The following is a 22,925-nucleotide window of genomic DNA, read 5'->3' as shown; positions in this document are numbered from 1 at the left end:
GACCATGCCGAGCTTCCGGGAGGCCCGCGACCTTCTGCTGGCCCAGCGCACCGATTACGCCGCCGCCGTCTCGTCCTTCGCGTGGCCGGACCCGGTGCCGTTCAACTGGGCGCTCGACTGGTTCGACGCCGTCCTCGCCGGCCCCGAGAGCCGCGACCGGGCCGCCCTGCGGATCGTCGAGGCCGGCAGCGGGGCCGAGCAGAGCCTCACCTTCGGCGAGCTCGCCCGCCGCTCCAACCAGGTGGCCAATCACCTGCGGCGGCTCGGCCTGACGCGCGGCGACCACCTGCTCCTGCTGCTCGGCAACGTGCCGGCCCTGTGGGAGACCATGCTGGCGGCGATGAAGCTCGGTGCCGTGGTCATCCCGGCCACCACGCTGCTCACCGCCGACGAGCTCGCCGACCGCCTCGCGCGCGGCCGCCCGCGCGCGATCGTGGCCGGGCCGGAGCAGATCGCGCGGTTCGCCGGCCTCGACACGGGCGGCGCCACCCGCCTCGTCACCGGGGCTCCGGCGGAGGGCTGGGCGGCCTACGACGACGCGTTCGGGGCGCCCGAGACCTTCGCGCCCGACGGGCCGACCGGCGCCGACGACCCGCTGCTCCTCTACTTCACCTCCGGCACCACGGCGAAGCCGAAGCTGGTGCGCCACAGCCACCGCTCCTACCCGGTGGGCGCGCTCTCGACGATGTACTGGCTCGGGCTCCAGCCGGGGGACGTGCACTGCAACGTCTCCTCGCCGGGCTGGGCGAAGCACGCGTGGTCCTCGTTCTTCGCCCCCTGGAACGCCGGGGCGACGATCCTGGTGATCAACCAGGCGCCGTTCAACGCGGCCGCGCTGCTGGCGCAGCTGGAGCGCACCGGCGCCACCACGCTCTGCGCGCCGCCGACCGTCTGGCGCATGATCATCCAGGAGGACCTGACCGGGAAACGGCTCGCCCTGCGCGAGGTCTGCGCGGCCGGCGAGCCCCTGAATCCCGAGGTGATCGAGCGCGTGAAGAGCGCCTGGGGCCTCACGATCCGCGACGGCTACGGCCAGACCGAGACCACGGCGCTCATGGCCAACACGCCGGGGCAGCCGGTGGTGCCGGGCGCCCTGGGGCGGCCCCTGCCGGGCTACCGGGTGCGCGTCCTCGACCTCGACGGCCAGCCGGCCGCGGAGGGCGAGGTCTGCCTCGAACTCGGGGCCCACCGTCCCGCCGGCCTGATGCAGGGCTACGACGACGGCCAGGGCCGCCTGTCCGGGGCGGACGGCGACCTCTACCACACCGGCGACGTCGCCTTCGTGGACGAGCAGGGCTGCTACACCTTCGTGGGCCGCGCCGACGACGTGTTCAAGTCGTCGGGCTACCGGATCAGCCCGTTCGAGCTGGAGAGCGTGCTGATCGAGCACCCGGCCGTGGCCGAGGCGGCGGTGGTGCCGGTGCCGGACCCGATGCGCCACACCATCCCGAAGGCCTACGTGTCGCTGGTCGCGGGGGCCAGCTCCGGGCCGGAGACGGCCCTCGACATCTTCCGCTTCACCAACGCCCGGCTCGCGACCTTCAAGCGCCTGCGCGGGCTCGAATTCGTCACCGACCTGCCCAAGACGATCTCGGGCAAGATCCGCCGGGTGCAGCTGCGCCGCCTCGAGCACGAGGGCGTCACCGAGGATTCGCACCGGGGCAAGGCCTACACGCAGGCGGATTTCCCCGAGCTGAAGGGCGAGGCGGAGCGCAAGCTCGACCAGACCGCGGGGTGAGCGTTTCCGCCCCGTCATCGCGAGCGCAGCGAGGCGACCCAGGGCAGCGCGACAGCGGTCGGCGTGGCGCGGCCCTGATTACTTCGCTTCGCTCGCAAAGACGGCGGCGGCGCACCTGAGAGCTCAGGTCCACGGGTCACGAACCCTCAAGGTTTCCGGTTTCCGAAGCCGAAGCCGCCGATTTACAGGGGTTCTCAAGCCTCCCGTCGACGCTGTCGCGCGTGACCGGGCCCGCACCGGCGGATCGATAAAATTGCGCGCATCCGCTTCAGCGCCGCGGAGGCTCTGCGGCGCAATCCTGTCCTCAACAACGGGGACGGGTTCGATGGGCGCGGGGCTTCTCAGGACGGTTCGGGGGATGCTGGTCGGAGCGGCGACGCTGCTCGGCCTCGCCGCCCCGGCTCAGGCGCAGACGCTGGCCAGCCTGCCCGCGGACGTGGGCGCCAAGATCCTGGGCGACGCCAAGCCGATCGCGGCCTGGGTGACGTTCTGCCAGAATTACGCGGCCGAGTGCGCGCTGGACCGGGGCGAGCCGGCCCGGATCAGCCTGACGCCCGCGACCTGGGCGACGATCGTGTCGGTGAACCGGCGGGTCAACAAGGCGGTCGAGCCGATGACCGACCAGGACCACCTGCACGTGGCCGACCGCTGGGACTTGGCCGAGGACGGCATCGGCGACTGCGAGGACTTCCAGCTGCTCAAGCGCCACATGCTGGCCGAGGCCGGGCTGCCGCGCCGGGCGATGCGCATGACCGTGGTGATCGACGAGAAGGGCGAGGGTCACGCCGTGCTGACGCTGATCACCGACCGGGGCGATCTGGTGCTCGACAACAAGACCAACGCGATCCTGCCCTGGCACAAGACCGGCTACGTGTTCATCAAGCGCGAGAGCCAGGACGCCGTCGCCTGGGTCTCCCTCGGCGGCGTCACATCCCCGGTCACGACCGCCAACCGGTGAGCGGCCTTCAGGCCGCCCGGCTCAGGGACGGCTGGGCGAGGCCCGCCACGTAGGACTCGACCCGGCCGATGAAGGCGGCGAGGTGCGGGGCGACGCCCCGGAGGCTGGCGAGGTCCCGCACGAGGATGTCCCGCGACAGCGCCCTGTCCCCCTCGCTCGGCGCGCCGGCGAGATAGGAATCGACCGCGTGTTCCGCGATGTTGATCGCGCCGGCCCGACCATCCTCGGCGAGCGCTCTGATCACCTGCTGGATGGCGGGCTGCATTGCGGGTCCTTTCTGGGCCGCGGCACCGTACGCGACGGGCTGGCCGGCTTGCTGCGCTTCGATGGGCCCGCCGCGAATCCTCCGCGCGAGCCGCCCTGAGAAGCCGGCAAAGGTGACCTGAATCAAGGCCTTCCGGAAGTGCGCAGAGCGGCTATTCGCCCAGTGCATGTGTCCTCGGCAAGCCCTGCGGATGCAACACTCCATTAAATCGGAACCGATAGGGCTCGCCGCGCGTTATCTGCTTCTGCCTGCCCCATTGTGCGTCGCACGTGGCCGTGTCACCCTCCCGTCATCATCGGGCGGCGGGGGCTTGAACCATGCGGCACGCGGATGGCGGAATCTCGTGTCAGGTGTTCGGCCCGCTGCAATGGCGCGGGTGGACGCACGCGGCGTGCCGTGCGCGGCAGGCGGCGAGTTTCGCCCTGCTGGGCACGATCCTCACCATGGGCGGCGCCACGACCCATGCCCACGCGCTGCTGGTCCTGCCGGATCAGGTGACCGCCGCCGAACCGACCGGTGCGGTGCGCGCGATCGCGGGGTGGACGGATTTCTGCGCCCGCACACCTCAGGAATGCACGGTCGACACCGCCGAGCCCGCCGCGATCCCGCTGACCGTGGCGGTGTGGCGGACGCTGCAGAGCGTCAACCGCCGGGTGAACGCGCGCATCCGGCCGATCACCGATCAGGCCCATTGGGGCGTCGTCGACCGCTGGGACTTCCCCGATGACGGGTTCGGCGATTGTGAGGATTACCAGCTGTTGAAGCGCCGAATGCTGGTGGAGCGCGGCCTGCCGCGGCGCGCCCTGCTGATGACCGTGGTGATCGACGAGACCAACGAGGGGCACGCGGTCCTGACGGTTCGGACCGACCGCGGCGACTTCATCCTCGACAACAAGACCGACGCGATCCGCTCCTGGCGGCGCACCGGCTACAACTTCATCAAGCGGGCCGGCCAGAGCGGGCCGGCCTGGGTGTCCCTGGAGGGCAAGGACGGCGCCGCGCAGGTGGCCACCGCCGAGCCCTGAGCCGGTCAGGCGCCGACCAGCATCGCCGCGAGGTCGAGGGCGACGCGGCCCGAGAGCAGGCCCCAGCCGCAGGCGATGACGGTCGCCAGCATCACGAACGGCATCGGCCGGCCCTCGATCCGCCGGCCGCGCACCGTGTTGCGCAGGATGATGAACGGCGCCGAGAAGGCCAGCATCGGCAGGGCGGCCACCGCCGGCAGGCCGCCGAGCTCCAGCAGGCTGAAGCTCGCCCGCCGCGCCGCGAACAGCTCGAAGGCGCTGGCGATCAGGCCGGACAGCGCCATCCCGATGCACAGGGTCCGGATCCACTCGAGGGCGGCGGGCGTGAAGACCATTATTCGCGCTCCTGATACAGGTTGCGCGCACTGTACTCACGCCGTTTACCGCTTGTTAAGCACGGGTCTCCGTTAGCGTTAATCCGTGCACAGGTGCGGGCCGGCGGAGCCCGGCCCGGGGCGTGGGATCGGCCGAGGCGCGGCGCCTCAGGCGTCTTCCTCGAGATCGATGTCGAGGATCGCCATCCGGAAGACGAAGGAATCGTCGCCATCCTCCTTGTCGTCGGCGATCACGCCGATCGACTCCTCGCCGATGAACACCTCGGCGGAGTCGCCGGTCTTCATCGCGGTGAGGCGGATATTGTTGTTCGCGAACTTGCGGCGCAGATAGTCCTGAAGCTTCGCGGTCTCGGCTTTGGTCACGCTGGTCGATCTCCCCTGGCGGCGCTGGCGCCGCGGATGGGCCGAGGGCTTGCCACGCCTCGGGCGGAGCGGCAAGCGCGACGGCTTCGGGTCAGATCCCGTCGCCCAGGTGGATGAACTGGTCGAGGGCGACGAGCTGGTCCATCGCCCGGGCCGGATCGTCGCAGCCGGCGGTGCCAACCACGCGCGCCGGCACGCCGACGACCGTGGTGTTCGGCGGGACCGGCCGCAGCACCACCGAGCCCGCCGCCACCCGGGCGCAGGCCCCGACCTCGATGTTGCCCAGGATCTTGGCGCCGGCGCCGATCATCACGCCGCGGCGGATCTTGGGGTGGCGGTCGCCGCGCTGCTTGCCGGTGCCGCCCAGGGTCACGGCGTGGAGGATCGACACGTCGTCCTCGATCACCGCGGTCGAGCCGACCACGAGGCCGGTCGCGTGGTCGAGAAAGACGCCCCGCCCGATCCGCGCCGCCGGGTGGATGTCGCACTGGAACACCTCCGAGACCCGGCTCTGGAGGTAGAGGGCGAGGTCGCGCCGGCCGCGGTTCCAGACGTGGTGGGCGAGGCGGTAGGCCTGGAGGGCGTGGAAGCCCTTGAAGTACAGGACCGGCTCCAGGGCGCGGAGGGTCGCCGGGTCCCGGTCGATCACCGCGCCGATATCGGCGCGGAACGCCTGTCCGATGCCCGGATCCGCTCCGATCGCCTCGTGGAAGGCGTGGGCGACGAGTTCGGCCGGCAGCGACGGGTGCCCGAGCCGGGCCGCGACCCGGTGGGAGACCGCGCCCTCCAGCGTGGTGTGGTTCAGGATCGTCGCGACGATGAAGGAGGCGAGCTGCGGCTCGGTCCGCAGGACATCCTCCGCTTCGTCCCGCAGCCGCGACCAGACCGGGTCGACGACCGCGAGGTCATGCGATGGCTGAGTGAAGGCAGGACTGGCGCTCATGGGCAGATGCTCATGTCCGAGACTTCGAATGTTCGCCTGTCGCGCGTGCGGCGAGGCTGTCCGGCGCCCGCGCGGGCGGGGCATGGGTCCCGCCGGGGCGGGAACGGGCCGCAGCGACGCCGGACCGCGGGCTCCGCCCTAGCGTGGTGCGCTGCACCGCGGCGATCAAGGGCCGACGCGGCCCGGAGGTCGCATTGGCCGCATGGCTGTCAGCGCGCCGGGCGGGTCAGTCCGCCAGCGGCACGGCCTGCCCGAACCGCGCCTCGATCGCGGCCGTCAGGCGGTCCAGCATCGCCTGGACCGGGATGTTGGAGGTGTCCACCGTGGCCGGCGCCCGGGCGTAGAGCGGCTCGCGGCTCGCCAGCACGGCGCGCAGCTCCTGCATGGCGGAGGCGTGGTCGCCCGTCGTGGCGAGGTGTCCCTGCTCGCGCACGCGGCTCATATGCTCCTCCGGGCGGGCGCGCAGCCAGATCGTGTAGAAGGCCTGGAGGAGCAGATCGTAGGTGAGCGGTTCCGCGACGATGCCGCCGCTCGTCGCGAGGATCAGCGGCCCGGGATGCTCGGTGAGGCGCCGCAGGGCTGCCTGCTCCAGCCGGCGGTAGCCTTCCTGGCCGTAGATCGCGAAGATCTCCTGGACCGAGAGCGCGTTCTCGCGCTCGATCTCGGCGTTGAGTTCCACGAAGGTCCAGCCCAGCCGCTCGGCCGCGAGCTTGCCGAGGGTCGACTTGCCGGCGCCGCGCAGGCCGATCAGCGCCACCCGCGGCCGGTTGCTCGATTCGGGCCGGCTGCCGCCGGACAGGGCCTCCTTGGCGGCAGCGACCTGGGCCGGGCTCGCCTGGGCCAGGAGGTCGCGCACCACCGGCCAGTCGGGCAGAGCGTCGTTGCCGGTGATCAGGTCGTCCAGCCGCACGCCCATGGCGTTGGCCACCCGCCGCAGCAGGATGATCGAGACGTTGCCCTGGCCGCCCTCCAGCTGCGCGATGTAGCGCTCGGACAGGCCCGAGGTCTGCGACAGGACCTTGCGCGACAGCCCGCGCACGGTGCGCGCGTGCCTGACGCGGCGCCCGAGGTCCGTGAGAAAGAGTGATTCCTGTTCCACCACGCCGGTCATGGCGCCGTCCGCTTTCCTGCCAGCTCGAAAGCAGAGTCCGTGCCCTGCATGCCTGCCGCTTCGAGATCCATCGCGCTTTGGCGTTCCGCCGGACAGGAGGCTGCCCGAACGTGCGCGCGTAGACCGGCGTTTCCTGCCCTGAGAAGTGTCGTGCGCCACCCGCGTACGGCCGCTATCCTGCGGCGCCGGTCCGTACCGTACCGATCCAAACCCGTTGCTGGCGTGGCGCCTATGTGTTGCGGATCGGTCCGATGGTCAAGCCTTGGGCATGATCCTTGTGTGGGCAGAAGGCCCGGTCGGGCTGCCGTTCCCCGCTGCGCGTCCGGCTCGGGGCGGGCGCGCTACTCGACCGGCAGGGCCGTGGCCTCGCGCACCGGCGCGGCCGCCGGCNGCCGCCGGGTCGATGGACAGGCTGTCGAGCTGGACCGTCGCGCCGGCCAGGGCGGCGGGCCGGCGCGGCGGCAGCGGGACCTCGACGGTCTCGGTTGGAACCTCCGCCACCGCGGCCGCGGTGGGCGCGTAGGCCAGGGCGGCGGCCGCGGGGTTGTTCCGGGTATCGGCGGCGCCGCCGCCGAACAGGCTCGCCAGGGCGCTGGCCGACGCCGCCACGGGCGCCACCACCGAGGCGACCTCCGTGGAGATGCCCTGGCGCTTGGCCGCGTAATAGTAGCCGCGGTTGTAGTACTGGTAGGCTTGGCTGACGTTGCCCTTGGCCGTGCGGTAGGCGCCGGCCAGATAGGCCACGCCGTAGCGCAGGTTGGTCTCCGGATCGTACAGGCCGGCGGCGTCGCCGGTGTAGCCCAGGCTGCGCGCCGTCGCGTGCTTGATCTGCATGAGACCGAGGGCGCTGCCGCCCTTGGCGCGCGGGTTGTAGTTGCTCTCGCGCTTCACCACGGCGTGCACGAAGCTCGCCGGAACGCCGTTCGCCTTCGCCTGCTGCTCGATCAACGCGTCGATATTATCGCGCGCGCCCTGCCCGAAGGCGGCGGCGGGCGCGACCGCGAGGACGGCGGCCAGGATGAGGCGATGCATTCCGAGACCCGGTGCTGCTTGTTCTGTGGTCAAGCTAGGTCACGGGGAAATGAGGCCGGAAAGCGGCCCCGGTTCGGCAGCCTGTGGGCGGCCGGAGCGGCAGGTCCGTTTGTGATCCGCGCGCCACAGGGTCCGGCGGCGCCGCGGCGGCCCGCGACGCCGCGATGGGGCTCGCGGACGCGGTCGCCCGATCAGGGAAGGAGGAAGCGCTCGACCGCGTGGGCGAACCCGTCGGCGTCGTTGCTGTCCGTGACCGCGCTCGCCGACGCCTGCACGCTCGCCTCGGCATTGCCCATCGCCACGGAGTAACCGCTCTGCGCGAACATCGGGCGATCGTTCCCGGCATCGCCGAAGGTGGCGATTCGCTCGGGCGGGATGGCGAGATGCGCGCTCATCCAGGCGACGAACCGCCCCTTGTCGAGATCGGGGGGCGTGACGTCGAGGTAGTATCTCTGCGAGCGGTGGACGGTGGCCCGGCCGGCCAGGGCCGCCGCGATCCGCGTTTCGCAGGCCGCGAGATGGGCGTGATCGCGGCTGACGCCGACGATCTTGGCGGCCGATCCCATGAGCGTGCCGAGATCGGCGACGGTCCGGGGCTCCGCGCCGATCGTGCGGCGCTCCAGGTCGGTGTAGGGGCCGTCCGGATCGCGCAGGCACCATGCGCCGTCGGCGAAGACCCAGACATCCAGCCCCTCGGCCAGGAGCCGGTCGAGGGCCGCCCGGGCCGCCGCCTTGGGGATGGTCCGCTCCTCGATGATGGAGAGATCCGGCCGGACGACGCTCGCGCCGTTGAACGCCCCCATCGGCAGGTCGAGCCCGAGTTCCGCGACGAGAGTCCGCAACCCGATCGGCGGCCGCGCCGAGGCGATGCTGAAGCCGATCCCGGCCGCGCGCAGGCGGCGCACGGCCGCCACCGTCGCCTCGGTCAGGCGCTTGTCGCCGGTCACCAGGGTGCCGTCGACGTCCGAGATCACCAGCGCGATCCCCGCGGCCTTGCCGGTTCCTGCCGTCATCGCCTCATTCCCCGCCCGCATCCCGGCGCGCCGCGGCGGCGAGCGCCGCCACGACCCGGTCGGCAATCGCTTCGGGCGGCTCGAGGATCCCGACGGTGATCGGGTGCTCGTCGGGCCCCGGGACCTCGAGGGTCGCGAACTGGCTGTCCAAGAGGTGCGGCGACATGAAGTGGCCCTGCCGCTCCGCGAGGCGCCGCGCGATCAGCGCCCTGTCGCCGCTCAGGTAGACCAGCCGGACCCGCCGGCTGCCCCGGGTGAGGACGTCCCGGTACGCCCGGCGGAGCGCTGAGCAGACCACCACGCCGGACTCGCCCGCGTCGAGGCGCTGCTGGATCCAGGTCGCGATCCGGGCCAGCCAGGGCGCGCGATCCGTGTCGTCGAGAGCGTGGCCCGCATGCATCTTCGCCACGTGCTCCGGCGTGTGGAAGCTGTCGCCGTCCACGAAGATCCAGCCCAGCCGCTCGGCGATCAGCGCCGCCACGGTGCTCTTGCCGGAACCCGAGACGCCCATGACCACGAGAACCTGACCGGCGGCCGCCGTTCCGACAACGGGCGCCGGCTCTGATTGGGACGTCATCCGAACCACCTTCGGCTCCGACGCGCGCGGGGGCGCTGCACGTCACATCAATAGGAGCGGGGGCGCGGAAAGGAAGATCGCCGGGGCGCGACGGGGCCGCGATGTCCGCAGGAACCGCGGCACCTTCGGGTGCGTTCACCCCTCGGAACGCGAACATTTAGGGAACATGAGCCACATGGCCACCACGACCGCGAAGGCGACGCCGAAGGCCGACCGGGATACCGGATCGCAGCAGGACTCCCGGGAGAACCCGAAGACCGACCCGAAGGACGTGTCGAACCAGATCAAGGATCCGGACCAGTGGACGACCGGGGGGGAGCCGATGACCGGCGCGCAGGCCTCCTACCTGAAGACGCTCTCGGAGGAGGCCAAGGAGCCGGCGGCGTTCGATCCCGAACTCGACAAGGCCGAGGCCTCGAAGCGGATCGACGACCTTCGCCACAAGGCCGGTCACGCCTGAGCCGCGACGGGCGCGCCCGTTCCGGTACGTATCGGGGCGGTGCATATCCCGCCCCGGAATCGATCCGGTCCCGTGTTTCGAACACTTCGTTAAGCCGACGGCAATGGCGTGCGGGTATCTGCCGTCGGAGCGCGTGCGGCCGCGCGGGCAGCGGGACTGGAAGGCGCGTTCGACCATGGGTGAGCCGGGGGGCGGCGGAGCGGGGCGGCGCGCAGGGCGATCCCGGGCGGCGTCCGGCCCGACGGATTGGATCCGTGCCGAGGTATCGCGGTTCGTCCGCGACGTCCGGGGCTCCACGGCGACCGAGTACGCCCTGCTCGGCGGCCTGATCTTCCTCGTCGCCGTCGGCAGCATCCGCTACTACGTGTCCCGCGTCAGCGCCGTCTACGGCGACATCACGGCGGCGGTGACCCAGGGCCAGTGAGCGGGTCGCGCCTCCGGATCGGCCACTCTGTCGCCGCCGATAACGTCCCGATCTGTGTCCCGATATTTCGGCCGCGCGCTCGACGCCCGGCCTTTGTCGTTCCTGTGCCCCGAAAAAGCTGTGCTTAACGAGGATGACTTAGCAGTCTCGGCCGTGGCGGGCGGAGTGTGGCTCACCCGCTACGGACACCTGGGCTGCTATGGGCTAGGCACGGGCTCGGCAATACCGATGGGCAACATCTGGATGCGCAAACTTCCCCACGTCCTGCTCGCCGTCACGGCGATGTCGGGCTGCACGTACCTGCCCGCGGCGGGTCCGACGGCGAGCGCGATCCAGGCCGGGGCTGAGGTCGCCACGGCCGACGGCGGCCTGCTCGCCCGCTACGAGATCGTCGACGTCACCCCCTCCGTGGTCGAGGCCCTGCGCGGCCGGCCGCTCGACAGCCTGCTCGCCTCCTTCGGCGATCACCGCCCCTCCTCCGAGCCGGTCATCGGCGTCGGCGACATGGTCTCGGTCTCCATCTGGGAGGCCGGATCCGGCGGCCTGTTCTCCGGGCCCCTCGTCGCCGACCGCTTCTCCGCCGGCTCCAAGTCCGCCCTCATCCCCGAGCAGCCGGTCGGGCGCGACGGCGCCATCTCGGTGCCCTATGCCGGCCGCATCAAGGTCGCCGGCCGCCGCACCCAGGACGTCCAGGCGCTCATCGAGAACGAGCTCGCCGGCAAGGCCATCCAGCCCCAGGTGCTGGTCTCGGTCACCCGCCCGATCTCCCAGGCCGTGACCGTCACCGGCGAGGGCGCGGCCGGCGCCCGCCTGCCGCTCTCCGGCCACGGCGACCGCATCCTCGACGTCATCGCCGCCGCCGGCGGCAACCGCGCCCCGGTCAACGAGACCTTCGTGCGGCTCTCGCGCGGCTCGGTGACCGCGACCGTGCCGCTGACCACGGTAGTGTCGAACCCTAAGGAGAACATCTACCTGCGTCCCAACGACGTGCTCACCCTGGTGCGCGACCCGCAGACCTTCATCGCGGTGGGCGCGCTGGGCAACAGCACCGAGCTGCCGTTCCAGGCCGACGGCATCACGCTGGCGCAGGCGCTGGCCAAGGCGCGCGGCCTGTCGGACTTCGCCGCCGACCCGGCCGGCACGTTCATCTTCCGGTTCGAGCCGGCCAGCGTGGTGCGGCGGCTCGCCCCGGGCTCGAAGCTCCTGGGCACGCCGCTGGTGCCGGTGGTCTACCGGATCGACATGCGCGACCCCAACAGCCTGTTCGTGTCCCAGGCGTTCCGCATGCGCAACCGCGACCTGATCTACGTGTCGAACGCGCCCTTCACCGAGGTCCAGAAGGTGCTCACCGCCTTCAACGGCGTCACCGGACCGGTCGCCTCCGCCGCGACGGCCTACGCCTACGCCAAGTAGGCGCCCCGTCGCCGAGAGGACCGCCGCGGAAAAAAATCGCGTTTCGCCGCGTCCTCGCGTATGGGCACTGCGTGCGGGGCGGGATCGAGGCTACGGAGCCGCATCCGCCGTCGCGCCGACGTGTCGCGCAAGGATGCCCAGAAGAGCCCGATGAAGATCGGACGTTTCGTCCCCGCCCGCGGGCCGCTCCGGCCCGCGCTGATCGCCCTGAGCCTGTGTCTCGCGCTCCTGCCGGCCACCCGCGCGGCGGCCGACGTGGTGATCGGCGTGGCGGTTCCGCGGTCGGGCCCCTACGTGGCGGTCGGCGAGCAGGTGCTGCGCGGCGTCGAGACCGCGGCCCGGGACGCCAACGCCATGGGCGGCCTCGACGGCCAGCCCGTGACCCTCGACGTGCAGGACGATGCCTGCGACTCGAACACCGCGACGGCGGTGGCGAACCACTTCGTCCGGTCCAATGTCCGGCTCGTCGTCGGCCACGTCTGCTCGAACGCCTCCATCGCGGCCTCCGACATCTACGCCCAGAACGGGGTGGTGATGATCACCGCGGCCTCGGTGGCGGCCCGGCTCACCGACCGGGGGCTGCCGAACATCTTCCGGGTCTGCGGCCGCGACGACGATCAGGCTCGCCTGTCCGCCGCCGTGCTGGCCGAGCGGTTCCGCGACCGGAAGATCGCGCTGATCCAGGACCAGACGCCGGCGGCCCGCAGCCTCGCCGCCGCCACCAAGGACAACCTCAACCGCATCGGCGTGAACGAGGCGCTGTTCCTGTCGTTCTCGCCGAGCGACGCCGACGACGCCGCCCTGGCCGACCGCCTGAAGGGCGCGGGCATCGAGGTCGTCTACTACGGCGGGGACGCCGCCGAGATGGGCCGCCTCGTGAAGATCGCGGCGGATCGGGGCTTCCGTCCGCAATGGTTCGGCACCTCGGCCATCGCCACGCCGGACTTCGCCAAGATCGCCGGGCCGGCGAGCAACGGCGTGCTGATGACCTTCTACCTCGACCCGAGCCGGCAGCCCGCCGCCGCGGCCGTCGTGAAGGCCTTCAAGGCCGAGGGCGTCGATCCCACCGGCTCGACGATCTACGGGTATGCCGCCATGCAGGCCCTGGTGGCGGCCGGCAACTTCGCCCACTCCACCGAGCCGAAACCGATCGCGCAGGCTTTGCACACCGAGCGCTTCGATCTCGTGCTCGGCACCGTCGGCTTCGATTCCAAGGGCGACGTCACCGCCCAGGGCTACGTGCTCTACGTGTGGAAGGACGGGAGCTTCACGCCGGCCGGGAAGTGAGCGGCGCGGGCGCTCACAGCGCCAGCGCGGCCTCGACCTCCGCGCCGCGCCCCAGCCCGCGCAGCAGCTCGGCGAGATGGGGGCGGGCCCGCAATTGCAGGGCGTGCAGCCGCCGCACCGCCGCGCTGAGCTCCCCATCGCGCCGCAGCATCGTGTCGGCGAAGCCGACCATGCGCGCGTTCGGCCAGGCCGGCTCGCGCAGGGCGTGAAGACGCTCCACCAGGTCAGCGGCGGGCGCCTCGGGCTCGGCCTGCGCGAACAGGGTCAGCAGCGCCGCGGTGGAGCGCGACAGGCCGTAATGGCAGTGGACCAGGAGATGGCCGGCGCCGTCGAGCGCCCGGCCGAACTCGAGGATGGCCGCGACGTGCTCCGGCTCGGGCGGGACGAGGCCCTCGCCCGGGCCGAGGCAGTCGTGGAAATGCAGGGTCGTGCGGGCGTGGGCGCCGTAGGCGGTGAAGGCCTCCGGCTCCGGCGTGCCGGGATCGAGCAGCGACAGGACGTGACTCACGCCGCGCGCGCCGTGGCCGGCCAGCTCCTCCAGGCCGCAGACGGTGTGCAGGGTGACGGCGGGCTCGGTTCGCATCCGGGGCGCCTAGCACGGGCGAAGGCCGGATTCGAGGCGCCACGGAACTGCCCCGGCGCCCGCGGCATTCGAGAACCGGCACGGACGTGCTACCTGCGATCCCCGATCCGGCCCGGCCGGGCCGGACCTGCTCGGACGAGATGCCGTTGGACGAACCTCACCTCGCGCGAACCTCCTCGGCCGGGACGCGGCGCCGCAGCGTGCTGACCGCCGGTCTCGGCGCGGCCGCGGCGCTGACCGGCCCGCTCGCCGCGCCGGCCCGGGCCGAGTCCGCCCCGGAGCTGCGCTGGCGCCTGTCCTCCGCCTACGCCAAGACGCTCGACATCCTGTACGGCGCCCCGGAGGCGCTCAGCCGGATCGTCGCGGAGGCCACCGACGGGCGCTTCCAGATCCAGGTCCAGGGTCCCGGTGAGCCGGTTCCGGCCGAGGGCCTGCTCGACGCCGTGGCCGCCGGCACCGTCGAGATGGGCCACGGTCCGGCGACCCTCGGCATGGCCAAGGATCCGACCTTCGCGCTGGCCACCGCGGTGCCCTTCGGCCTCAACGCCCGGGGCGCCGCCGCGTGGTGGCAGGCGGGGGGCGCCGCCGAATTGTTCGCCGAGGTCTTCGCCAAGGCCGGCCTGGTCTGCCTGCCGGGCGGCAATACCGGGGCGCAGATGGGCGGCTGGTTCCGCCGCGAGATCAAGAGCGTCGCCGACCTGCAGGGGCTGAAGTTCCGGATCGGCGGCATGGGCGGCCAAGTGCTCGCCAAGTTCGGCGTCCAGCCGCAGGCGGTGCCGGGCCCCGAGATCTACGCGGCCCTGGAGAGCAAGAAGCTCGACGCCGCCGAGTGGATCGGCCCCTACGACGACGAGCGGCTGGGCCTGCAGAAGGTCGCGCCGATCTACCATTATCCCGGCTTCTGGGAGGGCGGCGCCCTGCTGCACTTCTGGTTCAACGCTGAGAAGTGGAAGGCCCTGCCGAAATCCTACCAGGGGATCCTCCGGGCCGCGGCCGCCGAGGTCGGCGCCGACGTCCAGGCCAAGTACGACGCCCGCAACCCGCAGGCCCTGCGCCGGCTGGTGGCCGGGGGCGCGCAGCTGCGGCCTTTCCCCCAGGACGTCATGGAGGCCGCCCTCAAGAACGCCAACGACGTCTACGCCGAGATGGCCGCCAAGAACGCCGATTTCCGCCGCGTCTACGAGGCGATGCGCACCTTCCGCAACGAGGAGTACCTCTGGTTCCAGGTGGCGGAGTACACCTACGACAACTTCATGATCCGCGCGCGGGCGCGGGGCTGAAGCGCGCCGCCACGGGGACGGTCCGGCGCCGCGGCGCGTCGAAAGTGGGGACGCCGGGGCCGTGCCCGATTGCAACGCGGCCGGGAACGGCACTAGCGTCCGGCACGACACCGGCGAGGGAGGGCTGCATGTTCGGGACGCTGCGGGTCGGATTGGCGCTGCTCGGGGCGGCCCTGCCCCTCCAGGCCTTCGCACAGTCGGCCGCCAACCTGACGGCCCTGCGCGGGCTGGTCCCGGTGGCCCGGCTCCAGACCACGCCCGACGGCAGGGCGGCGCTCGACGCGAACCTGCGGGTCACGGGCGACATCCAGACCGGCGAGCTCAAGCAGCCGACGCTCCTGCCGTTCCCCGAGCAGCAGCAGCTCGCCCTGCGGGACTGCTTCATCACCGACGGCAACGCCGCCAACCTCGCCGACGGCCTCGGGACCGCGCTCGCCCAGGCCTACCACGCCAAGGCGAGCTACAGCGACTACAAGACCTTCACCAGCATCGCGCCGGCGGTCGCCAACCTGATCGGCTACACCAACAACGTGACCAAGTCGGATTCGAATTCCGGCAAGTACTTCTTCGCCAACGCCACGACGAACGGCAAGCATCCGGTCTCGGACGAGGCCGCCGCGATCCTGTCGAACGGGGGCGTCACCGACGTGTTCGGCAAGGCCTATGACCGGCCGGCCGGGAGCCCCGGGGCCGACCGCTACGGCAATTCGCGGCCGTTCCAGACCCTGCCGCGCCTGCGGGCCTATCGCGGCAAGGACTATTTCGGCGACCCGTCCCACAGCCTCGACTGGCTGCGCGGCCCCTCGCAGGACCTCGTGAACAGCCCGTCCTACCCGAGCGGGCACACCACCTACGGCTACACCGAGTCCATGGTGCTCGCGCTCCTCGTGCCAGAGCGCTACCAGCAGATGGTCGCCCGCGCCGCCGAGTACGGCAACGACCGGATCATCGTCGGGGCGCACTACGCCATGGACGTGCTGGGCGGCCGGGCGACCTCGCTGCACGCCCTTGCGCACCTGCTCGCCAACGATCCGGCCTATGTCGGCCAGATCCGGAAGAACCCGGCCGTCCTCGACAAGGCGTCCGCCGAGGCCGACAAGACGGTGGGCGTCACGGATTACCGGGCGCTCCTGACGGAGGCCCGCGCCGCGATGACCGAGGCGCTGAAGGCCGGCTGCGGCGACGCCGTGGCGGCCTGCGCGGCGAAGGACACGGGCCGGTTCAAGGACGCCGCCGCCAACGCGGCCTTCTACGCGGCGACCCAGACCTACGACCTGCCCGTGGTGCACCCGGACACAGCCGGCCGGCGGGAGGATGTCGGCAAGGTCGCGCCGGAGGCCGGCCACCTGCTCACCGCGGCCTTCCCGGCACTGACGCTGGACGAGGCCAACGCGATCCTCACCGAGACGCAGGGCCCCGGCGGCGGCTTCCTCGACGACGGCTCGGAATTTGGCGTCTACTCGCGCCTGGACCTCTACACGGCGGCCGGCAAGGCCGCCGCGCTGGCGGCCGGCCGCGCGGGAGCCAGCGCGACGCGCTGATACGCCCTTGCCGGGCGGATCGCGGCCGGAACGGATCGCCCGCGGAGGACCCTGTCGGCCCGGCGGAGCGCGAGGCCGAAGCTCGCCGTCACCGGAAGCTCGGCCGGGATGAGCGCGCGGCGGTGCCGGCGGGCGCGGAGCCGCTCGACACGCGCGGCCGTCGCGCCGCAGTCCCGGGCTACGACGCAGCTTCCTCGCGGCCGCTCTCACGTCGTCGGGCGAGGCGGGCGGCTCGGGCCCGCGCATCGTCCGGACAGAAAAAAGGCCACTCCCGAAGGAGCGGCCCGAAGTCTAGGGAGGAAACGCCCAAGAAGGGCTGCGAGAGGGCGACGCCATCGCCTTCCCGCGCTGCACAATCTGCGCTCCTGGCCGGAAAATTCAAGAGCATCAGGACAGCAGGGCTGTCCTTTCGTGCGCCCGCGCACGTATCGCCGCGGCCCTGTGGTGAAAATGTCGCAGACCGTCGGCCGCGATCGAAACCTGCATTGCGTCGGCCAGCCCCGATCGATCGCCGCGCAAGTCGCTGATGAAGCGGTGTTTTGGCGGATCGAACCGGGGTTCGGCCAGAGGGTTCGACTGCGGCTTTTCATCCGCCCCGATCGGACGGACGAAATTCCCGCCCGCTCTACCTTCTCCAGCCAAGGTTCCGGCGCGACGCGCCAAGCAAGGGGCAGGTGAGTATGGCGATCCAGGGTGAGCGGATCCGGATCCTCAACGATGTCGAGCCGCGCGCAGACGGCGCCTACGTCCTGTATCTCCTGCAGCAGGCCAACCGGGCGACGTTCAACCCGGCCCTCGAACTCGCGATCGAGGAGGCGAATCGGCTCGATCTGCCGGTGGTCGCCTGCTTCGGCCTGCTCGACGGCGCCAGCGGCTTTCCCGAGGCCAATGCCCGGCACTATGCCTTCCTGTTGCAGGGGCTCGCGGACGCGAAGGCGGGCCTGGAGCGGCGCGGGATCGGTTTCGTCATGCGGAAGTGCTCGCCCGCGCGGATCGCCATCGACCTCGCCGAGGATGCCGCGCTCCTCGTGCTCGACCGCGGCTACCTCGCGATCCAGAAGGGCTGGTACCGGGAGATCGCCGGGGCGGTGAGGACGCGGATCGTCCAGGTCGAGGGCGACGTCGTCGTCCCGGTAGAGACGGCCTCGCCGAAGCACGAATACGCCGCCCGGACGCTGCGGCCGAAGCTGAACCGGCTGTGGGATCCGTTCCTCGCGGCGCTGGAGCCCCGCAAGGTGAAGCACGCGGCCGATCGCCTGGCGCTGACGAGCGCGATCGACGTCTCCGATCCGGAGGCGGTGCTCGCCGGGATGAGCCTCGACCGGGCGGTCAGACCGGTGAAGCGCTTCGTTGGCGGCGAGACGCAGGCCCGCAGGCGCCTGAAGGCGTTCCTGACGGACGGGTTCTCGGGTTACGGCGCGGGGCGCAACATGCCGGAGGCGGCCGCCGCCTCGCATATGAGCCCGTACCTGCATTTCGGACAGATCTCGCCGGTGGAGATCGCCCTGGCGGTGCGGGAGGCCGGGACCGGCGATTCCGACGACCGCGGCGCCTACCTGGAGGAGCTGATCGTCCGGCGCGAGCTGGCCATGAACCACGTCTACTACACGGAGGGCTACGACGATTACGGCAGGGCCGTCCCGGACTGGGCGCGCAAGACCCTGGCCGAGCACGCGAGGGACGAGCGCCCTCACGCCTACTCGGAGGAGCAGCTCGCCGCCGGGGAGACCCACGACCGCTACTGGAACGCCGCGATGCGCGAGATGCGCGAGACCGGCTACATGCACAACCAGCTGCGGATGTACTGGGGCAAGAAGATCCTCGAATGGTCCCCGTCGCCCGAGGAGGGCTTCGCCCGGACGCTGCGCCTGAACAACCGGTACTTCCTCGACGGGCGCGACCCGAATTCCTTCACCAACGTTGCCTGGGTCTACGGCCTGCACGACCGGCCGTGGCAGAAGCGCAAGATCTTCGGCACGGTGCGCTATCAGAGCGAGAACTCGCTCAAGAAGTTCGACGCCAAGGCCTATGTGCGGGCGGTCGAGCAACTCTGCGCCGCCGAGGGCTGAGGCCGGCCGCGGAAGCATCCTTGTAATCGTATCGCAATGATCCTGCCGGGGCGGCGGCGTATTGCGCCGCTTGTGTCTGCCGGTGCGCGGGCATCGCACGCGCACAGCTTTGTGAGGAAACGCTCCCACCGCCTCGGATGTTTCGAGCACACTTCCGGCCGACCACAACGGGCCGGATATCGTCCGGTGACATCTCGGCTCGTCCGGGGCCGGATCATCGCTCTGCTCGCGACTGAAAGGAGGACGACGATGCGGATGAAGCTTGCAGGCGCAGCACTCCTCGCGCTCGGCACCTTGACCGCCACGGCCGGTGCGGCGGAGGCCGCCCAGGGCTGCGGCCCGGGCTTCCACCGGGGCTGGTACGGCTGGTGCAAGCCGAACTGGCGGCCCTACGCCTACCGCCCGGTCTAGTACGCGCGGCCGGTGGTCTACGGCTGGCACCGCCCCTGGGGCTGGCACCACCGCTGGGGCTGGCATCACGCGGGCTGGCACCGCCCCTGGGGCTGGCACCATCACGGGGGCTGGCACCGGGCCGCTTGGCGCTACGGATGGTGATCGGGTGATGGGCGGGGCCGGCGCGCAGGTGCCGGCCCGCCTCCGCCCGGTCTCCGCCCGGCGGTTTTCCGCCCCCGCCCCCGGCAGTCCCGCGGAGGCAGTCTTTCCTTGACCGTTGCGCTATAGCGTCCGCTCTGACTGCGCGGACGAGGTGCTCTTTCATGGTCGAGAAGCGGGACGACGTGCGGGAAACGACGGCTGCCCCGCCCCCGCAACGGTCGCGCTACCGCCGCTCGATCATGCGCCTGCGGTCGGCCTCGATGGAGGCCTATCCGCTCTGGCGCGGGCGGCTGCTCTTCCTCGTGGGCGGCGTCGGCGTCGGCCTCGCCGCCGTGCTGATGGCCAAGGGCGCCGACCTCGCGCAGGACGGGTTCCGGCGGCTCACCGCGCCGTCGCCCCTGATCGCGCTGGTGCTGACGCCGGCGGGTTTCGCCCTCGCGGCGCTTCTGGCCCGCACGGTCTTTCCGAACTCGCAGGGCTCGGGCATCCCGCAGGTGATCGCCGCCCGGCACGCCCGGGACAACGGCTTTCGCTATTCCCTGATCTCGCCGCGGGTGGCCTTCGGCAAGGTGCTGGTCCTGTTCCTGGGGCTGTTCTGCGGTGCCTCGGCGGGCCGCGAGGGGCCGACCGTGCAGGTCGGTGCGGCCATCATGGCCGCCTTCGGGCGCCTGACCCCGGAGCGCCTGCCCGGTCTCCTCCTCGCGGGCGGCGCCGCCGGTGTCGCGGCGGCCTTCAACACGCCCCTCGCCGGCATCGTGTTCGGCATCGAGGAGCTGGGACGCGCCTACGAGGCGCGCTCCTCGGGCCTGATCGTGGCCGGGATCGTGGCCGCGGGCCTGACCTCGCTCGGCCTCCTCGGCAACTACACCTATTTCGGGACGACCGACGCCGCCCTGCCGCTGGCCGCCGGCTGGGTCGTGCCGCTGGTCGCCGTGGTCGGAGGTCTGGCGGGCGGCCTGTTCAGCCGCCTCGTGATCCTGTTCGCCCGCGGCCTGCCCGGCACGGCCGGGCAGCTGATCCGGAAGCGGCCCGTCGTGTTCGCGGCGGCCTGCGGTCTGTGCGTCGCCCTGTGTGGCCTCGCCTCCGGGGGCGCGGCCTACGGCACCGGCTACGAGGAGGCCAAGGCCATCCTCCACGGCGACGCGGCGGCCGGCTGGACCTACGCGCCCCTGAAATTCGCCGCCACCGTGCTGAGCTCGATCAGCGGCATTCCGGGCGGCCTGTTCGCGCCGTCCCTGGCGGTCGGGGCCGGCCTCGGCGGCACGGTCCACGGCCTCCTGCCGGGCATGCCCGTGGGCGCCGTCGTGCTGATCGGGATGGTGGCCTACCTGACGGGCGTGCTGCAGGCGCCGATCACCAGCTTCGTCATCGTCACCGAGATGACCCAGAACCACGCGATGGTGATCCCCCTGATGGTCGCGGCCCTGCTGGCCGACGCGGCCTCCAAGGCGGTCTGCCGGGGCGGCCTCTACCACACCCTGGCGGAGATCATGCTGGAACGCGCCGATGTGCCGGCGCAGCCCGTGGCGAAGACCGGCTGACGGCGCCGCAACCCGCGCGACCGAGCGCGGGTAAGAATAAAAGCGGACCGGGCCGGGATTCGCGGAACGGTCTCGCTTGGCGTCGGTTGAGGCAGCAGCATCAGGCCCCGCGCCGGGGCGCAGCCGGAGTGACGCCATGACCCTTCTGAAATGGGCCCTCATCTGCTTCGTGATCTCGCTGATCGCCGGCGGTCTCGGCTTCACCGGCATCGCCTCCGGCGCCGGCTCGCTGGCCCGCATCCTGTTCGGCCTGTTCCTGCTCATCGCCATCGTGATCGTCGTCATCGCCTTCGCGGTCGGCCAGGCGGTGTTCTGAGTCCGGCGCGGTGCGCGGCACGGTCTGCCTCGTCACCGGGGCGACCGGCGGCATCGGCTACGAGACGGCCCTCGGCCTCGCGCGCCTCGGCGCGCGGGTCGCCATCGTCGGCCGCGACGCCGGGAAGCTGCAGGCCTGCGCCGAGCGGCTGCGCGACGCTGTGCCCGGGGCCGCCGTGGATCCGCACCGTGCGGATCTGTCGGCGCAGGCCGAGATCCGCCGTCTGGCCGAGACCCTGCGGACGGCCTATCCACGCCTCGACGTGCTGGTGAACAATGCCGGTGCGATCTTCGACCGGCGCACGCTGACCGTCGACGGGATCGAGCGCACCTGGGCACTCGACCATCTCGGCTACGTGCTCCTGACCCTCGAGCTCCTCGACACCCTGAAGGGCGCGGCGGCGGCGGGCGGCAAGCCGCGGATCGTCAACGTCGCCTCGGCAGCCCATTACCGCGGGCATATCGACTTCGACGACATCGAGGGCGCCCGGCGCTACCGCGCCATGGGCGCCTATGCCCAGGCCAAGCTCGGCAACGTGCTGTTCACCTACGCGCTGGCCCGACGCCTGCGCGACAGCGGCATCACGGCGAACGCCGTCCACCCGGGCGTGGTCAACACCGGCTTCGCCAGGAATACCGGCGGCCTGCTCGGTGCGGCCTGGGCGCTGATGCGGCCGTTCCTGATCACGCCCGAGAAGGGCGCGCGGACATCCCTCCGCGCGGCCAGCGCCCCGGACCTCGACGGCGTGACCGGCCGGTACTTCTCCCACGGTCGGCCGAAGGTCTCCTCGGCCGAGAGCCGCGACGAGGCCGTCCAGGAGCGGCTCTGGGCGCTGAGCCTCCGGCAGGTGGGCCGGAGCGGCTGAAAACCCCGACCCTTCGCGGCCCCGGTCTCAGGCGGCCGGCGGGTCGAGCAGGACCCAGAGGCGCACGATCCTGCCGTCCACGACTTCGGCAACGTCGGTCCCGGTGATGGCGACCGGACCGCCCTCCGGGCCGGCTTCCCAGCGCAGAGATCCCAGGCCGTGGTGCCCGACCGCCGGGCCGACGGGCATGAAGCGAAAGGTCGGCCCGAACCGGCCCAGGAGCGTCCCGGCGACCGCGCCGATCGCCGCGCGTCCCCGCACGATGCCGGTCGGCTCGAACATGACCGGCTCGGCCACGAACAGTTCGTCCAGGGCGGCGGTCCGCCTGTCGGCGTCCCGCTCGTTGAAGACCCGCTCCAGGTTGGCGCGCAGCAGCCGGTCGTAGTCCGGCTCCGTCACCGGAGGGGCCTCGGTCATGTCGGGCATCGCGATTCTCCTGCGCAGGGGGGGTGTCGCGCGCGACGGCCGGCTGCTCAGATGAGGCGGCCGCCGCCGTCGATGTGCAGGGTCTCACCGTTCATGAAGCCGTTGCTCATCAGGAAGACGACGGCTGCACCGGCTTCCTCGGCGGTGCCGAGGCGGCGCTGCGGCAGCCTCTCCGTGAGCCCGGCCACGTAGGCGTCGCGGTGGGCGCCGAGCGTGCGGCCCAGGAGGGGAGTGTCGGTGGTGCCGGGAGACAGCGCGTTCACGCGCACCGGGGCCAGTTCGAGAGCGAGGCCGCGGGCGAGGGCCTCCGTGGCGGCCGACGCGGCCGCCAGCACGGCGGTGCCCTGGGCGCTCGGGCGGTCCGCCAGGGCGCCGGAAATGAGAGTGACCGACCCGTCCTCGGCCAGTCGGTCGCCGAGGGCGCGCAGGGCGTGGACCGCGGCCCAGATCCGCTCGTCGAAGGCGCGCCTCAGATAATCCACCTCGGCCTCGAGAACCTTGCCGGCCACGAAGGTGCCGGCGAGCAGCACGAGGTGGTCGACGCGGCGAATCTCGGCCAGGGCGGCCGCGATCGTCTCGGGTCGCGTCACGTCCGCGGCGCGCCAGCCGGCGAAGCCGTTCTCCGCCGCGACGCGCTCGGCGCCCGCGGCGTCGCGACCGACGACGATGACCGCGGCGCCGGCCACCCTGGCCTGGCGGGCGGCCGCGAGGCCGATGCCCGAGGTGCCGCCGAAGACGACGACGCTGCGGTCCTGGAGCGAGCTGCTCATCGCGGTTGTCCCTGCCCGTCGGCGCCCGACCGGCG

At 72.0% G+C, this 22,925-nt stretch carries 23 protein-coding genes and 2 pseudogenes; 14 read left to right on the top strand and 11 right to left on the bottom strand.

Going from position 1 to position 22,925, the window contains the following annotated elements:
* The first annotated feature begins 4 nt into the window (after positions 1-4).
* Both MOTC310_RS31550 and MOTC310_RS31545 read left to right on the top strand, forming a co-directional pair.
* Positions 5-1,738, top strand: a complete 1,734-nt coding sequence (locus tag MOTC310_RS31550; protein ID WP_331304620.1) for an AMP-binding protein — start codon at positions 5-7, stop codon at positions 1,736-1,738.
* 358 nt (positions 1,739-2,096) lie between these two features.
* The gene (locus MOTC310_RS31545) at positions 2,097-2,696 is read left to right on the top strand and encodes a transglutaminase-like cysteine peptidase (RefSeq protein WP_331304619.1); all 600 of its coding nucleotides are present in this window, start codon (positions 2,097-2,099) and stop codon (positions 2,694-2,696) included.
* A gap of 7 nt (positions 2,697-2,703) precedes the next feature.
* On the opposite strand, the gene MOTC310_RS31540 is transcribed toward MOTC310_RS31545, so the two are convergent.
* Positions 2,704-2,961: a hypothetical protein gene (locus MOTC310_RS31540; protein WP_331293951.1), complete on the bottom strand. Its 258-nt coding sequence runs from the start codon at positions 2,959-2,961 to the stop codon at positions 2,704-2,706.
* Positions 2,962-3,278: 317 nt separating this feature from the next.
* Here MOTC310_RS31540 and MOTC310_RS31535 point away from each other — a divergent pair, with 317 nt between their 5' ends.
* A complete protein-coding gene (locus MOTC310_RS31535) occupies positions 3,279-3,986 on the top strand; it encodes a transglutaminase-like cysteine peptidase (RefSeq protein ID WP_331304618.1) in 708 nt (235 codons plus the stop codon).
* 5 nt (positions 3,987-3,991) lie between these two features.
* Here MOTC310_RS31535 and MOTC310_RS31530 read toward each other — a convergent pair whose 3' ends face one another.
* The 7 genes and pseudogenes from MOTC310_RS31530 to MOTC310_RS31500 all read right to left on the bottom strand — a co-directional run bounded on the left by MOTC310_RS31530 (position 3,992) and on the right by MOTC310_RS31500 (position 9,360).
* Positions 3,992-4,321, bottom strand: coding sequence for a DUF6949 family protein (locus MOTC310_RS31530; RefSeq protein ID WP_331304617.1), 330 nt, complete (start codon positions 4,319-4,321; stop codon positions 3,992-3,994).
* Positions 4,322-4,468: 147 nt separating this feature from the next.
* Positions 4,469-4,684, bottom strand: coding sequence for a DUF3126 family protein (locus MOTC310_RS31525; protein WP_091721446.1), 216 nt, complete (start codon positions 4,682-4,684; stop codon positions 4,469-4,471).
* A 91-nt stretch (positions 4,685-4,775) separates the two neighbouring features.
* Entirely contained in the window at positions 4,776-5,627 is an 852-nt protein-coding gene (gene cysE, locus MOTC310_RS31520; RefSeq protein ID WP_331293947.1) for a serine O-acetyltransferase, read from the bottom strand.
* 226 nt (positions 5,628-5,853) lie between these two features.
* Complete coding sequence (locus MOTC310_RS31515) at positions 5,854-6,738, bottom strand: helix-turn-helix transcriptional regulator (protein ID WP_331293946.1); 885 nt, start codon at positions 6,736-6,738, stop codon at positions 5,854-5,856.
* Between the two features lie 282 nt (positions 6,739-7,020).
* Positions 7,021-7,770 (bottom strand): annotated as a pseudogene (locus MOTC310_RS31510) (lytic transglycosylase domain-containing protein); the annotation flags it as partial.
* A 191-nt stretch (positions 7,771-7,961) separates the two neighbouring features.
* Positions 7,962-8,783, bottom strand: coding sequence for a Cof-type HAD-IIB family hydrolase (locus tag MOTC310_RS31505; RefSeq protein WP_331304615.1), 822 nt, complete (start codon positions 8,781-8,783; stop codon positions 7,962-7,964).
* Between the two features lie 4 nt (positions 8,784-8,787).
* A complete protein-coding gene (locus MOTC310_RS31500; RefSeq protein WP_331304614.1) occupies positions 8,788-9,360 on the bottom strand; it encodes a gluconokinase in 573 nt (190 codons plus the stop codon).
* 175 nt (positions 9,361-9,535) lie between these two features.
* On the opposite strand from MOTC310_RS31500, the gene MOTC310_RS31495 reads away from it, so the two are divergent.
* The 4 genes from MOTC310_RS31495 to MOTC310_RS31480 all read left to right on the top strand — a co-directional run bounded on the left by MOTC310_RS31495 (position 9,536) and on the right by MOTC310_RS31480 (position 12,944).
* Positions 9,536-9,820: a DUF3072 domain-containing protein gene (locus MOTC310_RS31495; RefSeq protein WP_331291027.1), complete on the top strand. Its 285-nt coding sequence runs from the start codon at positions 9,536-9,538 to the stop codon at positions 9,818-9,820.
* A gap of 175 nt (positions 9,821-9,995) precedes the next feature.
* Positions 9,996-10,244, top strand: coding sequence for a Flp family type IVb pilin (locus MOTC310_RS31490; RefSeq protein ID WP_331304613.1), 249 nt, complete (start codon positions 9,996-9,998; stop codon positions 10,242-10,244).
* A gap of 243 nt (positions 10,245-10,487) precedes the next feature.
* Positions 10,488-11,657, top strand: a complete 1,170-nt coding sequence (locus MOTC310_RS31485; RefSeq protein ID WP_419539986.1) for a polysaccharide biosynthesis/export family protein — start codon at positions 10,488-10,490, stop codon at positions 11,655-11,657.
* Positions 11,658-11,807: 150 nt separating this feature from the next.
* Positions 11,808-12,944: a branched-chain amino acid ABC transporter substrate-binding protein gene (locus tag MOTC310_RS31480; RefSeq protein WP_331304611.1), complete on the top strand. Its 1,137-nt coding sequence runs from the start codon at positions 11,808-11,810 to the stop codon at positions 12,942-12,944.
* 13 nt (positions 12,945-12,957) lie between these two features.
* On the opposite strand, the gene MOTC310_RS31475 is transcribed toward MOTC310_RS31480, so the two are convergent.
* Positions 12,958-13,527: a tyrosine phosphatase family protein gene (locus tag MOTC310_RS31475; RefSeq protein ID WP_331291010.1), complete on the bottom strand. Its 570-nt coding sequence runs from the start codon at positions 13,525-13,527 to the stop codon at positions 12,958-12,960.
* Between the two features lie 146 nt (positions 13,528-13,673).
* Between MOTC310_RS31475 and MOTC310_RS31470 the strand changes: the two genes are divergently transcribed.
* From MOTC310_RS31470 to MOTC310_RS31435, 7 genes and pseudogenes are all read left to right on the top strand, one after another.
* On the top strand, positions 13,674-14,807 hold the full coding sequence (locus MOTC310_RS31470) for a TRAP transporter substrate-binding protein (protein ID WP_331291011.1): 1,134 nt from the start codon (positions 13,674-13,676) through the stop codon (positions 14,805-14,807).
* 128 nt (positions 14,808-14,935) lie between these two features.
* Positions 14,936-16,348, top strand: a complete 1,413-nt coding sequence (locus MOTC310_RS31465) for a phosphatase PAP2 family protein (protein ID WP_331304610.1) — start codon at positions 14,936-14,938, stop codon at positions 16,346-16,348.
* A 680-nt stretch (positions 16,349-17,028) separates the two neighbouring features.
* Positions 17,029-18,417: a deoxyribodipyrimidine photo-lyase gene (locus tag MOTC310_RS31460; protein WP_331304609.1), complete on the top strand. Its 1,389-nt coding sequence runs from the start codon at positions 17,029-17,031 to the stop codon at positions 18,415-18,417.
* A gap of 249 nt (positions 18,418-18,666) precedes the next feature.
* Positions 18,667-18,972: pseudogene (locus MOTC310_RS32960) on the top strand (GCG_CRPN prefix-to-repeats domain-containing protein).
* Positions 18,973-19,133: 161 nt separating this feature from the next.
* The gene (locus MOTC310_RS31445) at positions 19,134-20,513 is read left to right on the top strand and encodes a chloride channel protein (protein WP_331291014.1); all 1,380 of its coding nucleotides are present in this window, start codon (positions 19,134-19,136) and stop codon (positions 20,511-20,513) included.
* Between the two features lie 136 nt (positions 20,514-20,649).
* The gene (locus tag MOTC310_RS31440) at positions 20,650-20,829 is read left to right on the top strand and encodes a DUF1328 domain-containing protein (RefSeq protein WP_010685332.1); all 180 of its coding nucleotides are present in this window, start codon (positions 20,650-20,652) and stop codon (positions 20,827-20,829) included.
* Between the two features lie 10 nt (positions 20,830-20,839).
* The gene (locus MOTC310_RS31435) at positions 20,840-21,694 is read left to right on the top strand and encodes an SDR family oxidoreductase (protein ID WP_331304606.1); all 855 of its coding nucleotides are present in this window, start codon (positions 20,840-20,842) and stop codon (positions 21,692-21,694) included.
* Positions 21,695-21,721: 27 nt separating this feature from the next.
* On the opposite strand, the gene MOTC310_RS31430 is transcribed toward MOTC310_RS31435, so the two are convergent.
* Together MOTC310_RS31430 and MOTC310_RS31425 are read right to left on the bottom strand one after the other, a co-directional pair.
* Entirely contained in the window at positions 21,722-22,120 is a 399-nt protein-coding gene (locus MOTC310_RS31430) for a nuclear transport factor 2 family protein (protein WP_331304605.1), read from the bottom strand.
* A gap of 47 nt (positions 22,121-22,167) precedes the next feature.
* The gene (locus MOTC310_RS31425; protein WP_331304604.1) at positions 22,168-22,890 is read right to left on the bottom strand and encodes an SDR family oxidoreductase; all 723 of its coding nucleotides are present in this window, start codon (positions 22,888-22,890) and stop codon (positions 22,168-22,170) included.
* Between the last annotated feature and the right edge of the window lie 35 nt (positions 22,891-22,925).

Source organism: Methylobacterium oryzae (assembly GCF_036441375.1).
GTDB lineage: Bacteria > Pseudomonadota > Alphaproteobacteria > Rhizobiales > Beijerinckiaceae > Methylobacterium > Methylobacterium oryzae_A.
Note: the sequence above shows the minus strand (reverse complement) of the source record. Positions and strands in the feature narration are given on the sequence as shown.

Coding starts and splice junctions, on each gene's coding strand:
- MOTC310_RS31550 (WP_331304620.1), top strand. CDS start 5: ATGCCGAGCTTCCGGGAGGCCCGCGACCTTCTGCTGGCCCAGCGCACC.
- MOTC310_RS31545 (WP_331304619.1), top strand. CDS start 2,097: ATGCTGGTCGGAGCGGCGACGCTGCTCGGCCTCGCCGCCCCGGCTCAG.
- MOTC310_RS31540 (WP_331293951.1), bottom strand. CDS start 2,961: ATGCAGCCCGCCATCCAGCAGGTGATCAGAGCGCTCGCCGAGGATGGT.
- MOTC310_RS31535 (WP_331304618.1), top strand. CDS start 3,279: ATGCGGCACGCGGATGGCGGAATCTCGTGTCAGGTGTTCGGCCCGCTG.
- MOTC310_RS31530 (WP_331304617.1), bottom strand. CDS start 4,321: ATGGTCTTCACGCCCGCCGCCCTCGAGTGGATCCGGACCCTGTGCATC.
- cysE (WP_331293947.1), bottom strand. CDS start 5,627: ATGAGCGCCAGTCCTGCCTTCACTCAGCCATCGCATGACCTCGCGGTC.
- MOTC310_RS31515 (WP_331293946.1), bottom strand. CDS start 6,738: ATGACCGGCGTGGTGGAACAGGAATCACTCTTTCTCACGGACCTCGGG.
- MOTC310_RS31505 (WP_331304615.1), bottom strand. CDS start 8,783: ATGACGGCAGGAACCGGCAAGGCCGCGGGGATCGCGCTGGTGATCTCG.
- MOTC310_RS31500 (WP_331304614.1), bottom strand. CDS start 9,360: ATGACGTCCCAATCAGAGCCGGCGCCCGTTGTCGGAACGGCGGCCGCC.
- MOTC310_RS31495 (WP_331291027.1), top strand. CDS start 9,536: ATGGCCACCACGACCGCGAAGGCGACGCCGAAGGCCGACCGGGATACC.
- MOTC310_RS31490 (WP_331304613.1), top strand. CDS start 9,996: ATGGGTGAGCCGGGGGGCGGCGGAGCGGGGCGGCGCGCAGGGCGATCC.
- MOTC310_RS31485 (WP_419539986.1), top strand. CDS start 10,488: ATGCGCAAACTTCCCCACGTCCTGCTCGCCGTCACGGCGATGTCGGGC.
- MOTC310_RS31480 (WP_331304611.1), top strand. CDS start 11,808: ATGAAGATCGGACGTTTCGTCCCCGCCCGCGGGCCGCTCCGGCCCGCG.
- MOTC310_RS31475 (WP_331291010.1), bottom strand. CDS start 13,527: ATGCGAACCGAGCCCGCCGTCACCCTGCACACCGTCTGCGGCCTGGAG.
- MOTC310_RS31465 (WP_331304610.1), top strand. CDS start 14,936: ATGTTCGGGACGCTGCGGGTCGGATTGGCGCTGCTCGGGGCGGCCCTG.
- MOTC310_RS31460 (WP_331304609.1), top strand. CDS start 17,029: ATGGCGATCCAGGGTGAGCGGATCCGGATCCTCAACGATGTCGAGCCG.
- MOTC310_RS31445 (WP_331291014.1), top strand. CDS start 19,134: ATGGTCGAGAAGCGGGACGACGTGCGGGAAACGACGGCTGCCCCGCCC.
- MOTC310_RS31440 (WP_010685332.1), top strand. CDS start 20,650: ATGACCCTTCTGAAATGGGCCCTCATCTGCTTCGTGATCTCGCTGATC.
- MOTC310_RS31430 (WP_331304605.1), bottom strand. CDS start 22,120: ATGCCCGACATGACCGAGGCCCCTCCGGTGACGGAGCCGGACTACGAC.
- MOTC310_RS31425 (WP_331304604.1), bottom strand. CDS start 22,890: ATGAGCAGCTCGCTCCAGGACCGCAGCGTCGTCGTCTTCGGCGGCACC.